Origin of the sequence: Curtobacterium sp. MCLR17_045, from assembly GCF_003234405.1 — a bacterium.
GTDB lineage: Bacteria > Actinomycetota > Actinomycetes > Actinomycetales > Microbacteriaceae > Curtobacterium > Curtobacterium flaccumfaciens.
The window spans coordinates 1-12599 of sequence record NZ_QKTB01000039.1; the positions used below are offsets into that span (position 1 = coordinate 1).

A 12599-nucleotide genomic window follows, 5' to 3' on the forward strand; every position below is an offset into this window, starting at 1 on the left:
ACTCTCCGTAAAAAAATACAGACCCAACACCCGAAGGCATCAGACCGAGTTGATTCTGACTGTTGACTGTCTACTGACAATCTTCAATCCAAAAGGAATTGCTTCATGACCTGATCAGCAAGCCGACCAGGCACGAGGTCAATCAATAAATTGGCATTGACAATGTGCACGCTGTTGAGTTCTCAAGGACCAGACGCACTCCCCGCTCGACCCCGAAAGGTTCCGCCAGAGAGGCATTCGTCTTGTTCCACCGTCGGACACGTCGAATCACTTCGACTTCTTCGGGGGGATGTTGCCTGAGCGGGACCCCGTCCGGACTGCGCATCCAGGGCTTGCACCCTGTGACCGTCTCGGCCGTTCCGTTCTCCGCCTCAGCGGCAACGAGTGATTACTTTACACACGCCCCGGGGGCCCTGCCAACCGTCGTCCCTCCCGGGCGTGTCGCAGTCGGGTGAACGGCACGTGTCCCCCGGGTTTCCGGGGATCGCCGGGGGTGAGCGCGACCCCGGGAACGACGGAAGGCACGGTGCGAACCCGCACCGTGCCTCCCGAACGAACAGGACCGACCTACTCGGCCGCGGCCAACTGCCCGCACGCCCCGTCGATCTCCTTGCCGCGGGTGTCGCGCAGGGTCGTCGGGATGCCGGCGGCGTTGAGTCGGCGGACGAACTCGTCCTGCACGTGCACCTCGGACGAGGTCCACACCGAGCCCGGCGTCGGGTTGAGCGGGATCGGGTTGACGTGCACCCACCCCTTGCCGCGCTTGTTGAGCTTCTCGGCGAGCAGGTCGGCTCGCCAGGCGTGGTCGTTCATGTCCTTGATGAGCGCGTACTCGATCGAGACACGACGGCCCGTCTTCACGTAGTAGTTGTGCGCGGCGTCGATCGCCTCGTCGGCCTTCCAGCGCGAGTTCACCGGGATGAGCTCGTCGCGGAGCTCGTCGTCGGGAGCGTGCAGGGACAGCGCGAAGGTGAGCGGGATCCCTTCGTCCGCGAGCTTGATCATCGCGGGCACCAGGCCGACGGTCGACACCGTGATGCCGCGGGCACTCATGCCGAGACCGTTCGGCTGCGGCGCGACCATCAACCGCACGGCGTCCATCACCCGCTTGTAGTTCGCGAGCGGCTCCCCCATGCCCATGAACACGATGTTCGTCACGCGTTCGGCGTCGACGCGGTCGTTGCCGCCCTTGCGGGGATCGCCCCCGAGCTCACCAGCGGCGATCGCGGCGTTGGCCCGGACGATCTGCTCGATGATCTCGGCAGTGGACATGTTGCGGGTCAGCCCCGCCTGGCCGGTGGCGCAGAACGGGCAGTTCATGCCGCACCCGGCCTGGGACGAGACGCACAGGGTGATGCGGCCCGGGTAGCGCATGAGGACCGACTCGACCAGGGCGCCGTCGTGCAGCTTCCAGAGGAACTTGATCGTGTCGCCGTTGTCCGTCGCCAGCCGCCGGGTCTCGGTGAGGAGCGGCGGCAGCATCCCGGCGACGAGCTGCTCCCGCTGGGCGGCGGGCAGGTCGGTCATCTTGGCCGGGTCGGACGTGTAGTGCTGGAAGTAGTGGGTCGCGAGCTGCTTGGCGCGGAACCCGGGCAGGCCGAGTTCCTTCACGCGGGCCTCGCGTTCCTCGGCCGTCAGGTCGGCCAGGTGCACGGGCGGCTTGCCACGCTTCGGGGACGCGAACTGCAGGAGCGGACGACCGTCGGTGTCGGTGGCCTGCTTCCAGCCCTCGGTGCGCGGGCGCACCTGCGGACGAGCAGACTGCTGCTGTTCGAACGGGGTGCGGGTGTCGGAAGCCATCACTCCAGGATACGGGAGGCCCGTGATCGGTGGGGACGCCCCGTCCGGGTGGTCCTGGTGGTCACCACCAGGGCCGCACCACGGCTGGTCGGGTCAGCTGCCGGCGGGCAGGACGCGCGCGAAGTGGTGCGCCGCCGAGTACATCGGGACGATGTCGACGACCTCGCCCGGGTGCGGTGCCTGCAGGACGAGTCCCTGGCCGAGGTACAGGCCGACGTGGTCCTCGTCGTCGTACACGACGAGGTCACCAGGGAGTGCCTCGGACTCGGGGATCGTGGTGGCGACGGCGTCCTGCGTCGGCACGTAGTGCACGAGCTGGATCCCCACGGCCTGGTACGCGACCATCGTGAGCCCGGAGCAGTCGATGCCCGCGTGGCTCGCGCCGCCTTCGACGTACGGGTCCCCCATGTACTGCAGGGCGGTCTGCACGATCGTGGCCCGGTCGCCGCCGGCCGAGAGTGCGGCGGACAACGCGGACTGTGCCTGCGCGGTCGTCACCCCGAAGCGGAGGTCGAGCGTCGGGTACGACACGATCGTCGTCGTCGTGGTCATGCCGTCGGTGGAGACCACGGGGACCTGGACGTCGTGCGCCACCGTGAAGGTCTGGGCGGCCTGCGCCGTGGTCGTGCCCGAGCGGGTGTCCGCGGGCAGGGTGTCGGCGTTCGCGGGCAGGGCGAGCGTCAGGCTCGAGGTCACTGCGATCGCGGGGGCGAGCAGGATCGCGGCACGCTTCGCGTTCGCGGAACGACGGATGTGCCGCGGGTCGACGGCGCGCTCGGCACGCAGGGTGGCGGTCCGGCTCAGGACCGCACTGCCGGCCGACGACGCGACGGGGGCGGGACGCGGCTGCATCCGCACGGTCCGTGCCGGCCTCGGGTGCTCGACGAAGGTGGAGCGGGCGGCCGCGGGGCCGAGGGCCGAGCGGCGACCACGGGGACGGGACTGCTGCGTGTCCGGCGTCAGCGGCGCGGGGTCGACCGCGGGGTGCGTGTGCGTTCGCGCGGGCTGATGGTCGTCGGCTGCTGCAGGCAGGGTGTGGCGTCCCATGGGTCCTTCCGGGTCGGGACCACTCGGCGGTCCGGAAAGTAACGTATTGGTCACGACGGTGCTCGCAGCTGGGCAGCGCCGGAGTGTTCCTGCAGCTGGTCACAGGAACGAGCACCGCTCGCAGGCCACTCCGACGGCACGCACGGGCGTTCCGGAGCCGGCCCGCGGCGGTGGACCCGGGCTCAGACCGGCGTGACCCGCATGACGGCGGCGATCCGGGCCTCCCGGTCGGCCGCCAGGCGGTCGAGGCGAGCCGACAGCGCGACGACCGACGCGTCCACCTGGCTGTCCCCCGAGATGTCCCCCGGGATCGGGACACCGGCGCGCACCGCGAGTGGCAGGACGCCCGCCCAGACGGAGTGGTCCTCGCCGTCGGCAGGGTCCTCGCCGACACCGTGGGCGCGGACCTTGACGCTCGCGCGGTCGAGGGGCAGCTGGAGGACCTGGGTGGCACGGACCTCCTTCGCGGTCATCTCGCGCACCTCGGCTCGGCGGCCCGGCATGAGGTGGTCGGCCACCTGCCAGAGGGCTTCGGTGCGCAGGTCGGTCGGCACCACGGTGGCGCGGCCGGCGATCATCGCGCTGCGGTAGTTCGCCGAGCTGTCGTTGGTGGAGCGTGCGAAGACGAGGCCGTCCAGGTGGGTGACGGTGGCGGCGACCGGGACGCCCTCGGCCCCGGCGTCGAGGAACAGCCCACCACCGGTCGAGCCGTGCAGCAGCAGGACGGGACCGTCGCCGAGGTCCCCGACGGCGCAGAGGAACGGCAGGACGACGGGGTGGCCGCCGCGGACGATGCCGACGTGGGCGAGGTGGGCCTCGGCGAGGATCGCTTGCAGGACGGCGGGGTCGTCGGACTGGCGGTCGCGCAGGCGCCGGACGCGGAGCGAGGGGTCGTCGGCGGTCGGTTCAGGTTCGGGGCTCGAGGTGGGCATGTCGTCACGCTAGGGTCAGCAGTGGTCCAGTGCCTGGACCAGATCGGGGCGATCACGATGGACCAGTCGAGCAAGGTGTCCGGTGTGGTGGCACGGGTGCGCGGGATGGTGCACGACGGCACCCTGCGTGAGGGCGATCCGCTGCCGTCGACGCGGGCGCTGGCGGCGGAGCTCGGGGTGGCCCGGGGCACCGTCGTCGCGGCGTACGAGCAGCTCGACGGCGAGGGGTACCTGCGGACGCGGCACGGTGCCCTCGCGCGGGTCGCGGCGAGTGTGACGGTGGACGCGGGCATGACGCCGGCTTCGGTCGGCGCCCGCTCCCCCGATCCGGACGCTCCGGCCCTGACGTCCTCGCTCATCGACTGCCGTCCCGGCATCCCCGCCGTCACCGCCATCCCGCAGCGGGACTGGCGAGCAGCCTGGCACGCAGCGGCGTCGGCCCCGCTCCGGAACGCGATCGCGGACCCGCTCGGCTCCCCCGACCTGCGCGCACAGGTCGTCGCCCAGCTCGGCCTGACCCGCGGGTTCACGACGTCGGTCGACCGGGTGCTCGTGACCGCGGGGACCTCGGAGGCGCTGTCACTCGTCACCGAGGCGCTGCGGGGACTGCTGGGCCGCGCACCCGTCATCGCCGTCGAGGACCCCGGCTACCGCACCGGACACCGTGCGGTCACGAGCGCGGGTGGGTCCCAGGTGGGCGTCCCGGTCGGCGAGGACGGCCTCGACCTCGACGCGCTCGAGTCCGCCGGACCGGTCGACGCCGTCCTGGTCAGCCCGACGCACCAGTACCCACTCGGGTCGGTGATGCCCGTCGCCCGGCGCCGGCGGCTGCTCACCTGGGCCGCCACCACCGGCACCGTGGTGGTCGAGGACGACTACGACTCCGAGTTCCGGCACCGCGGCGCGCCCGTGCCCGCGCTGGCCGCACTCGACGCCGAGGGCGTGGTGCTGCACGTCGGCGGCTTCTCGAAGACGCTCGACCCCCGGCTGCGGTGCGCCTACCTCGTGCTGCCGACGACTGCAGCGGCGGGTCCTCCGGTGGCGGAGGCGGTGCTCGGTGCGCGTCGGGCACGTGGCGCGGTCGTCGCCGAACCGGTGCAGGCCGCGCTCGTGCACCTGTTGCGGACGGGCGCGCTGCGGCGGCACCTGGGTCGGGTGCGCCGCGACTACACGCACCGCCGGGCACGGATCGCGGCTCGGCTCGGCGACGTCGCCGGCCTGGAGGCCCGTGCCCTGAACGGCGGACTGCACGCGGTGGTCACGTGGTCGGGTCCGACCACCGGGGCGGAGATCGCGCGTCGGCTGGCGGACGCCGGGGTGGTCGTGGCGTCGCTCGAGGAGTACGGGCTCGCACCCGGCAGCACGCCGCCGGGCATCGTGTTCGGCTACGGCGCCGTGACGATGCCGGAGCTCGACCGGGCGCTCGACGCCCTGGTGACGGCGGTCACGCGCGACTGACCGGGCGCAGGACCCGTCACGGTCAGCGGGAGTCGGCAGTGCCGTTCTTCCGGGCGTTCACGAGGTCGGCGAGCGAGGGTTCTCCGGCGTCGCCGGGCAGCGCGTGTCCGCGGCGGGCGGCCTTGCGGACCTGTCGGTAGGTGGTGACGTGCAGGGGGTCCACACCGTCGGCGGACTCGTAGTTCGACGGGGCGGTGGTGGTGGGTGATTCGGTCATCGCGACGGACGGTACGCGTGCCGGGAGCCGCGGAACCACGTGCTGCGTTCCGCGGCCAAACAGGGTCCGAACGGATGGAGCAGCCCTGGCGCGATGTCCGGTTGTTCGCATAGAATGCAAACATGTTGATCACCGTCGACCCGCAGGCGCGAGCGACCCTGGCGGAACAGGTCGCCACCCAGATCCGGCACGCGATCGCCCGCGGCGAGCTGCGGAACGGCGAGCGGCTGCCCGCTGCGCGGGACCTCGCCGCCTCGGTCGACGTCAACATGCACACCGTCCTGCGCGCCTACGCGCTGCTGCAGGAGGACGGACTGATCGAGTTGCGGCGCGGCCGCGGTGCGACGGTCCTGCGATCGGGCAACGCCTCGTTCGACCGGTTGCGCACGCTCGTCGACGAGCTGCGCGACCAGGCGGACACCCTGGGCGTCTCGCTCGACGACCTGTTCACGATGATCAAGGGGGCACGATGACGACTCGACCGATGACCACGGGCACACGGCTGGCCGTGACGGCACCAGGGCTCCTGGTCGCGGTGGGACTGGTGCTCACCGCGGTCCTCGCAGCGTCCACCATGCCCGCGAGGATCGCGATCCACTTCCGGACGGACGGCACCGCGGATGGTTGGGGGTCACCGTGGACGGCCTTCTGGCTCACCCTGGCGGTGGCACTGGTGGCCTTCGCGATCGCGGTGTCCGCCCTGCGCTGGCCCGACAAGCGGACGGCGGCCACGGTGCTGCTCGTCGCGAACCTGCTGGCCGGGACCCTCGGCTCGGCCTGGGTCGTGCTCGCATGGACGAACACGGCCGGCGACGGCACCCTGTCCCCCTGGTGGACGGTTCCGTTCCTGCTCGTCGCCGTGGTGGTCGCCGCCGTCCCCGTGCTCGCACTGTTCCGGGTCGCTGCACCTGTGCCGGCCCACGACGTCGCTCCTCTGACGGTCGGACCCGACACCCGCGTCGCCTGGCGCGCACGCGTCGGCAGCCGGTGGTTCGCGGTGCTCGGGGCGCTCGTCGTGCTGCTCGGCGTCGGCACCGCCGTCTGGACAGCATCGGCCGGGCTGACGACGGCGGTCGTCTCCGGACTGGCGATGGTGCTCGCGGGACTCGCTGTGCTGGTGCTTGCGCGGGTGGAGCTCACCGTCGACCGTCGGGGCCTGCGGCTCACGTCCACCTGGACGAGGATCCCCCTCATGCGCGTCCCGCTGGACCGCATCGAGTCGTGCGGCTGGGAGCAGGTGTCCCCGGGTCAGTGGGGCGGCTGGGGCTACCGCATCTCGGGCCGCGGTGTCGCCTACGTCGTGCGGTCCGGGCCTGGACTGGTCGCGCGGCTCCGCGGCGGGCAGGCGCGAATGGTGACCGTGCCCGACGCTGCGGGCGGTGCCGCGGCCCTGGGCGCGCTGCTCGCCGGGCGCGAGACGGCCTGACGGAGCCGCCCCGGGCCTCCCGGACGGTGTGGCGGGTTCGACGGCGGGCGGGACCTGTCCGCGGAAGCGACAGACCTCGTCATCGCTGCAGCGACTGTCCCGTCAGGGCGACAGTGTGCCGCGAACGTTCGGTGGAACACTGTCGCTTTCGCAGGATGGGCGGGCCGTGCGCCGGGTCAGAGGCTCGTCATGCCGCCGTCGACGCGGAACTCCGCTCCGGTGGCGTAGGACGACTCCGGGCTGGCCAGGTAGACCATGATCCCGGTGACGTCGTCCGGGGTGCCCGGGCGTCCGAGGGGCGTGCGGGCGACGATCGCGGCTCGGGCCTCGGGGTCACCGGAGATCGCCGACACGAGGCCGGTCTCGGTGTAGCCCGGCACGACCGTGTTCACCCGGATGCCGTCCCGCGCGTAGGCCATCGCGGTCGCCCGGACGAGTGCGTGGATGCCGCCCTTGGTCGAGGAGTACGCCGCGAAGTCGGCGCCCTCGCCGTTCAGGCCGGTGGGCGACCCGGTGGCGATGACCGACCCGCCGGTGCCGCCCGCGAGCATCGCCCGGACGGCGTGCTTGATGGTCAGGAACGTGCCGGTGAGGTTGACCGCGACCGTGCGGTCCCAGGTCTCGAGCGACAGGTCGGCGACCTTCGCGTCGTGGCCGAACAGCTGCACACCGGCGTTCGCGACCACCACGTCGGGGGTCGCACCACGCTCGGCCAGGTCGGCGAACCCCGCGGCCACGCTCGCCTCGTCGGCGATGTCCATCGTCAGGCCGATCGCGGCCGGGCCGGCTGCGGCGGCGGCACCGGCGGCCGCGTCGGCGTCGCGGTCGGCGTAGACGACGGTGGCCCCCTCGGCCACGAAGCGGTCGGCGATCGCGCGGCCGATGCCGGACCCCGCTCCCGTGACGAGTGCGGTCCGGCCGTCGAGTCGTGCGGTCATGTGGGACTCCGTCCTCGGAGCAGCGCTGCTCCGTCACCCCCATCATTGCCCAACCGGTTGACCGGTGCTAGGCATGCACCATGACTGCGACGTCGAACGACGAGATCGTGTCCGTCGGGCCCTGGCGTCTGGCCCTGCGCGGAGCCGAACTCGCCGACGTCACGCTCCGGGGCGTGCTCGTCCTGCGTGCCGTCCGGTTCGTCGTCCGCGACCACGACTGGCGCACCGCCGACGACACGGTCTCGACACGGACGGTGGACGGCGACGAGGGCCGCATCCGCATCGAGACCAGCGCACGGTACGACGGCGTCGAGGTCGTGCGCACCGTCCTCGAGGTCACGCTCGACGACGACACCCTGCGGGTCTCGGCGGTCGGGACGGTCGCACGGGCCTTCCGCCGCAACCGCATCGGGCTCGTCGTCCTGCACCCGCCGACCCTGGCCGGGCAGCCGCTCACGGTGCGGCATCCGTCCGGTGGCAGCACCGCGACGGCGTTCCCGTCCTGGATCGCGCCGCACCAGCCGGCCGTCGACGTCGCCGGGCTCGACTGGTCGGTGGGCGCGACCGCGCTGTCGCTCGACCTGGCCGGCGACGTGTTCGAGACCGAGGACCAGCGGAACTGGACCGACGCCTCGTTCAAGACGTACTCGACGCCGCTCGCCGAGCCGTTCCCGGTCGCGATCACGCCGGGGACGACGGTCCGGCAGGGGCTCACCCTGCGTGCGACGGCGGGCGGTCCAGCAGGTGGTCCGGGCACCCGGTCGGGAGGCGCGGCCTCCCCCGCCCCCGACCTCGCGGCGCTCGACGGGCTGGGTCCCGGTGCCGTGGTCACGCCGTCGCCGACGCTCCAGCTGCTCGCGGGTTCGGCACCGGTCGCTGCGCGCCCGGACGACGCCCACCTGCTCCGCGGGTTCCCGATCCTGGTCGAACCGGTCCTCGGGGCACCGAACGTCGAGGCGGTGCTCGCCTCGGCCCGGCGGGATGCGGGTGGCGCTCCCCTGGACGTCCGGTTCGTCACCGACGACCCGGTGCTGCTGCGCGCGGCGATCGACGCGGTGCTCGCGGGCGGGCCGGTGGCTCGCGTCGGGGCGTTCGACCCGGTGTCGCACGTGACGACGCCGGCGCTGCAGCGGGCACTGCGCGGAGCGGTGGCAGCGGTCGGCGCGCTGGAGGTCGTCGCCGGTACCCGGGCCCACTTCACCGAGCTGAACCGCTCGATCGCGGTGTTCTCGGGCTGGGACGGCCCGCTGACCTGCAGCGTGACGCCGCAGATGCACGACCGGTCGCCCGAACAGGTGACCGAGTCGATCCGGATGCAGCGCTGGGTGGTGAGCAGTGCCTCCAGGCTGGCCGCCGGCAGGGCGCTGCACGTCGGACCGGTGACGCTGCGGCCACGGTTCAACGCGGTGGCGACGGCGCCGATCCGGGTCGTGACGGACGCGACCGTGGAGCACGGGTACGGGCCGGAGACCGTTCCGGACGCGACGGACCCGGCGCAGCACACGCCCGCCTCCGAGCGGTGGTTCGCCGACGCGGCGCGAGCGCTGACGGTGCCGGGCGTGGCCTCGATCACGCTGGCCGAGGCGTGGGGGCCGCGCGGGTTCGTGGCCGCCGACGGCACGGGGAACGCCCCGCCGGAAGGGGGTCGGCGGGGCGTTCCGGTCCGGGCGCGCTGACGGGTCGGCGCGGTGGTCGGTGGCGGTCCGGCTCAGCGCCGGACTGCGTCGATCTTGAGCATCTTCGCGATGACCGAGTCGAGCTCGCTGTCGTCGAAGACCTGCTTCCAGTCCTCCTTGATGAGCTTCTCGCGGCCGTAGCCCATCGCGATGTGGCAGGCGTCGGAGAACGGGTTCGAGCCGCGCAGGCCGTTCGTGAGCGCGATCCAGGTGTGGCCGTAGAGCATGGCGCGGGCGGCCTCGCGGGGCACGCCGACACCGGTGACGGTCTCCTCGAGGGCGTCGTTGAGGAAGTCGCCGATCATGCAGGCGATCGTCTCGACCAGGGTCGGCTCGAGCACGGCCAGCTGCTTCACCGTGACCCAGTGCACCTGGATGACCGGGGCGTACATCGTGGTGATGACGGCCTCGGCGACGGCCTTGGCGCGGTCGCCCTCGTCGCCGAGCGACTCCGAGGCGTCGAAGGCCGCGATGACCTCCTGCGGGGCGGCGATGCCACCGAAGGTGTCGTCCCACTCGGCCTTGGTGGTGCGCTCGAGGAACACCGACGGGTGGCACGGGTGCGCCACGGCGTAGTGGATGTCCTCGCGCTTGGCGAGGAGGCCCGCGTAAGCGGCGGCCGGGTCGAGCGTCAGGATCGACGCGCCGGGCTTCATGACGGGGACGAGCTGCTCCGAGATGGTGCCGAGCAGGACGTCCGGGACGGCGAGGATGACGACGTCGGCGGCCTTCGCGGCGTCGAGGCTGTCGGTGATCTCGCGGCCGAGGGCCTGGATGCGCTCCTGGCCGGCGGGCGACGCCTCGCTGTAGAGGGTGGTGTACTCGCTCTTCGCGAAGTTGTTCGAGACGCGGGTGCCCATCTTGCCGCCGGCACCGATCACGGCGACGGTGACGTCGGCCGTGCCGGATCCGGCAGCGACGGTGTGGGTGGTGGTGACGGTGTCGGTCATGATTCCTTGCTCCTGATGTACTCGATGGTGTGTTCGGTCCACGCCGCTTCGATGCGGGTGGTGGTCTGTGCGGGGGTCTCCCCTGGCAGCGGTTCGGCGCCGGCGTACTCGTCCTGCCACGGCAGCCAGAACTCGATGACGCGGTTGATCCCCCGGGTGTCCGGCTCGAGCGCGGCACGGACGGCGTCGTGGTCGAGGACCCCGGTGCCGATCGGGACGCCGGTGTACTGGAACCCGACCCAGCCCGGCGAGCGGGTGAAGGCGGAGTCCTTGACGTGCCAGTTGACGACGTACGGGGCGGTCATCGCGACGACGTCGGCCGGGTGTTCGAGTCGGGCGACGGTGTTCGCCGGGTCGAGGCAGATGCCGAGGCGGTCGGAGCCGATCGCCTGGACGACGGCGACGAGGTCGGCGGTGGCGACGACCTCGTAGGTCTCCAGCGCGAGGGTCACGCCCGCGCGCTCGTAGGCGGGGAGCGCCTGCCGCAGGCGTCGTTCGGTCTCGGCCGCGTCGGGCTGGTCGTCGCCGCTCGTCCACATGCTCCGCACGAGCGTCGCACCGAGCTGCTGCGCGACGTGCAGGTACCGGGCGAGGTGCTCCGGCCGGGTGCCGCGGGTGCCGACCTCGAGCGTGAGACCGAGGTCGGCTGCCAAGGACCGGATCGCGGCCAGGCGCTCGTCGGTCGCGGTGTCGAGCGGCAGGTGGTCGCAGATCTGGAACAGGTCGACGCCGTCGTGGGTCGCGGCGTCGCGCAGGGCGTCGTCGAGGGACATCGGCGACGGGACGCGGTCGGACATGCGCCAGAAGTAGGCGTAGGTGGAGAGGCCGAGCAGGGAGGTCACGCCGGTGCTCCGTCCTGCGTCGCGTCCAGCGCCTCGGCTTCGTCGAGGATCGTGCGGATCGCCTCGGGGTCGTGGGCGAAGCGGCCGAGGAACAGCCCGCCGATGCGTCCGGCACCGCGGGTCAGCAGGCCCGGGCCGGCACTGCCGCCGTAGATCGCGGCGGAGCCGGCGAGCTCCGGCCGGGTCGCCAGGTGCTGCTCGATGCCGGCCAGGACCGCGACGATGTGCTCGTCGGGCGCGGGCTGCGGGGCGCCGATCGCCCACACCGGCTCGTACGCGGCGATGAGCGGTCCGGCCAGGTCGTCGGCGGTCGCAGTGGCGGTGAAGCGATCGAGCTGCGCGGTGACCTCGGCGATCGCGGCCGCGGGGTCGCCGTCGGCGGCGCGCTCGGTCTCGCCGATGCAGATCAGGGGCCGCAGGTGGTTGCGGTACGCCGCGTGTACCTTGCCGGCGATCTCGTCGTCCGTCTCGTGGAACAGTTCGCGTCGCTCGGCGTGTGCGATCTCGACGAGGTCGACCCCGATCTCACGGAGCTCCGCGCCGGAGACCTCGCCGGTGAACGCGCCGCTGTCCGCCCGCGCCAGGTCCTGCGCGCCGAGCGTCACGGGGGCGTCCCCGATCACCGCACGCACCGGGACGAGCGACGGGAACGTCGGCACCACGAAGAGCTCGACCGCGCCGGACCGAACCGCCGGGTGGCTCCGGGCGATGTCGGCCACGGCGGCCGCCCACGCGAGCGTCCGGGCGTGCGAGAAGTACATCTTGAGCGACACCCCGATCGTCACCGGGGCGGCCGCCGTGGTCGCGGGCATCAGGCGTCGGTCCCGACCGGGGCGGAGCCGTCGTAGGCGCAGATCGCGTTGACCTTCTCGGCGCTCGCGCTCGTCTGGTCGAAGGTGTAGCCGAGCCACTCCTTCGCCATCCGGCGCGCGACCTCGACCCCGACGACGCGCTGCCCCATGCAGAGGACCTGGGCGTCGTTCGACAGGATCGAGCGCTCCACCGAGAACGAGTCGTGCGCGGTCACGGCGCGGATGCCGGGGACCTTGTTCGCCGCGATCGCGACACCGAGGCCGGTGCCGCAGATCAGGATCGCGCGGTCGGCCTCGCCGTTCGCCACCAGACGGGCGGCGTCGACGGCGACGTGCGGGTAGGCGGTGTGGCCGTCGGCGTCCACGCCCACGTCGACGACCGAGGCCACGCGGGGGTCCTTCGCGAGGTCGGCCTTGATGACCTCCTTGTAGTCGAAGCCGGCGTCGTCCGAACCGACGACGATGCGGAACTGCTGCTCACTCATGCGGGTGTGCCTTTCG

The 12599-nt window shown here is 72.4% G+C and carries 13 protein-coding genes; 4 read left to right on the forward strand and 9 right to left on the reverse strand.

Annotation, left to right across the window (positions count from 1 at the left end; genetic code table 11):
• Nucleotides 1–567: 567 nt before the first annotated feature.
• The 3 genes from rlmN to DEJ05_RS16490 form a co-directional block, all read right to left on the reverse strand.
• Entirely contained in the window at nt 568–1800 is a 1233-nt protein-coding gene (rlmN, locus tag DEJ05_RS16480) for a 23S rRNA (adenine(2503)-C(2))-methyltransferase RlmN (RefSeq protein ID WP_017885785.1), read from the reverse strand.
• 93 nt (nt 1801–1893) lie between these two features.
• Nucleotides 1894–2847 carry a C40 family peptidase gene (locus DEJ05_RS16485; protein WP_111111101.1) on the reverse strand — a complete coding sequence of 318 codons (954 nt, stop codon included), beginning with the start codon at nt 2845–2847 and terminating at the stop codon, nt 1894–1896.
• 182 nt (nt 2848–3029) lie between these two features.
• Nucleotides 3030–3779: a pyridoxamine 5'-phosphate oxidase family protein gene (locus DEJ05_RS16490; RefSeq protein WP_111111103.1), complete on the reverse strand. Its 750-nt coding sequence runs from the start codon at nt 3777–3779 to the stop codon at nt 3030–3032.
• Nucleotides 3780–3800: 21 nt separating this feature from the next.
• On the opposite strand from DEJ05_RS16490, the gene DEJ05_RS16495 reads away from it, so the two are divergent.
• Nucleotides 3801–5237 (forward strand): PLP-dependent aminotransferase family protein, encoded by a 1437-nt coding sequence (locus DEJ05_RS16495; protein ID WP_111111105.1) that lies wholly within the window; start codon nt 3801–3803, stop codon nt 5235–5237.
• Nucleotides 5238–5259: 22 nt separating this feature from the next.
• On the opposite strand, the gene DEJ05_RS16500 is transcribed toward DEJ05_RS16495, so the two are convergent.
• A complete protein-coding gene (locus tag DEJ05_RS16500; RefSeq protein WP_071406076.1) occupies nt 5260–5454 on the reverse strand; it encodes a hypothetical protein in 195 nt (64 codons plus the stop codon).
• A 122-nt stretch (nt 5455–5576) separates the two neighbouring features.
• Here DEJ05_RS16500 and DEJ05_RS16505 point away from each other — a divergent pair, with 122 nt between their 5' ends.
• Together DEJ05_RS16505 and DEJ05_RS16510 are read left to right on the forward strand one after the other, a co-directional pair.
• The gene (locus tag DEJ05_RS16505; protein WP_027465110.1) at nt 5577–5927 is read left to right on the forward strand and encodes a GntR family transcriptional regulator; all 351 of its coding nucleotides are present in this window, start codon (nt 5577–5579) and stop codon (nt 5925–5927) included.
• The gene (locus DEJ05_RS16510; RefSeq protein WP_258376178.1) at nt 5924–6880 is read left to right on the forward strand and encodes a DUF1648 domain-containing protein; all 957 of its coding nucleotides are present in this window, start codon (nt 5924–5926) and stop codon (nt 6878–6880) included. Before DEJ05_RS16505 ends, DEJ05_RS16510 begins: the two co-directional genes overlap by 4 nt.
• Nucleotides 6881–7056: 176 nt before the next feature.
• On the opposite strand, the gene DEJ05_RS16515 is transcribed toward DEJ05_RS16510, so the two are convergent.
• Nucleotides 7057–7818, reverse strand: a complete 762-nt coding sequence (locus tag DEJ05_RS16515) for an SDR family NAD(P)-dependent oxidoreductase (protein ID WP_111111109.1) — start codon at nt 7816–7818, stop codon at nt 7057–7059.
• Nucleotides 7819–7898: 80 nt separating this feature from the next.
• Between DEJ05_RS16515 and DEJ05_RS16520 the strand changes: the two genes are divergently transcribed.
• Nucleotides 7899–9494 (forward strand): hypothetical protein, encoded by a 1596-nt coding sequence (locus DEJ05_RS16520; protein WP_111111111.1) that lies wholly within the window; start codon nt 7899–7901, stop codon nt 9492–9494.
• A 32-nt stretch (nt 9495–9526) separates the two neighbouring features.
• On the opposite strand, the gene DEJ05_RS16525 is transcribed toward DEJ05_RS16520, so the two are convergent.
• From DEJ05_RS16525 to DEJ05_RS16540, 4 genes are read right to left on the reverse strand one after another with little or no spacing between them, the layout of a single operon-like run.
• A complete protein-coding gene (locus DEJ05_RS16525; protein WP_071406073.1) occupies nt 9527–10444 on the reverse strand; it encodes a phosphogluconate dehydrogenase C-terminal domain-containing protein in 918 nt (305 codons plus the stop codon).
• Nucleotides 10441–11286, reverse strand: a complete 846-nt coding sequence (locus DEJ05_RS16530) for a sugar phosphate isomerase/epimerase (RefSeq protein WP_111111113.1) — start codon at nt 11284–11286, stop codon at nt 10441–10443. Before DEJ05_RS16530 ends, DEJ05_RS16525 begins: the two co-directional genes overlap by 4 nt.
• Nucleotides 11283–12098: a triose-phosphate isomerase family protein gene (locus DEJ05_RS16535; protein ID WP_111111115.1), complete on the reverse strand. Its 816-nt coding sequence runs from the start codon at nt 12096–12098 to the stop codon at nt 11283–11285. The genes DEJ05_RS16530 and DEJ05_RS16535 overlap by 4 nt, the downstream gene beginning before the upstream one ends.
• Nucleotides 12098–12583 carry a ribose-5-phosphate isomerase gene (locus tag DEJ05_RS16540; RefSeq protein WP_071406070.1) on the reverse strand — a complete coding sequence of 162 codons (486 nt, stop codon included), beginning with the start codon at nt 12581–12583 and terminating at the stop codon, nt 12098–12100. The genes DEJ05_RS16535 and DEJ05_RS16540 overlap by 1 nt, the downstream gene beginning before the upstream one ends.
• Nucleotides 12584–12599: the final 16 nt, after the last annotated feature.

Bases quoted from the DNA above. Each gene is read 5' to 3' on its own strand.
- DEJ05_RS16540 (WP_071406070.1), bottom strand. From the start codon at position 12,583: ATGAGTGAGCAGCAGTTCCGCATCGTCGTCGGTTCGGACGACGCCGGC.
- DEJ05_RS16505 (WP_027465110.1), top strand. From the start codon at position 5,577: ATGTTGATCACCGTCGACCCGCAGGCGCGAGCGACCCTGGCGGAACAG.
- DEJ05_RS16520 (WP_111111111.1), top strand. From the start codon at position 7,899: ATGACTGCGACGTCGAACGACGAGATCGTGTCCGTCGGGCCCTGGCGT.
- DEJ05_RS16485 (WP_111111101.1), bottom strand. From the start codon at position 2,847: ATGGGACGCCACACCCTGCCTGCAGCAGCCGACGACCATCAGCCCGCG.
- DEJ05_RS16510 (WP_258376178.1), top strand. From the start codon at position 5,924: ATGACGACTCGACCGATGACCACGGGCACACGGCTGGCCGTGACGGCA.
- DEJ05_RS16515 (WP_111111109.1), bottom strand. From the start codon at position 7,818: ATGACCGCACGACTCGACGGCCGGACCGCACTCGTCACGGGAGCGGGG.
- DEJ05_RS16500 (WP_071406076.1), bottom strand. From the start codon at position 5,454: ATGACCGAATCACCCACCACCACCGCCCCGTCGAACTACGAGTCCGCC.
- DEJ05_RS16525 (WP_071406073.1), bottom strand. From the start codon at position 10,444: ATGACCGACACCGTCACCACCACCCACACCGTCGCTGCCGGATCCGGC.
- DEJ05_RS16535 (WP_111111115.1), bottom strand. From the start codon at position 12,098: ATGCCCGCGACCACGGCGGCCGCCCCGGTGACGATCGGGGTGTCGCTC.
- rlmN (WP_017885785.1), bottom strand. From the start codon at position 1,800: ATGGCTTCCGACACCCGCACCCCGTTCGAACAGCAGCAGTCTGCTCGT.
- DEJ05_RS16490 (WP_111111103.1), bottom strand. From the start codon at position 3,779: ATGCCCACCTCGAGCCCCGAACCTGAACCGACCGCCGACGACCCCTCG.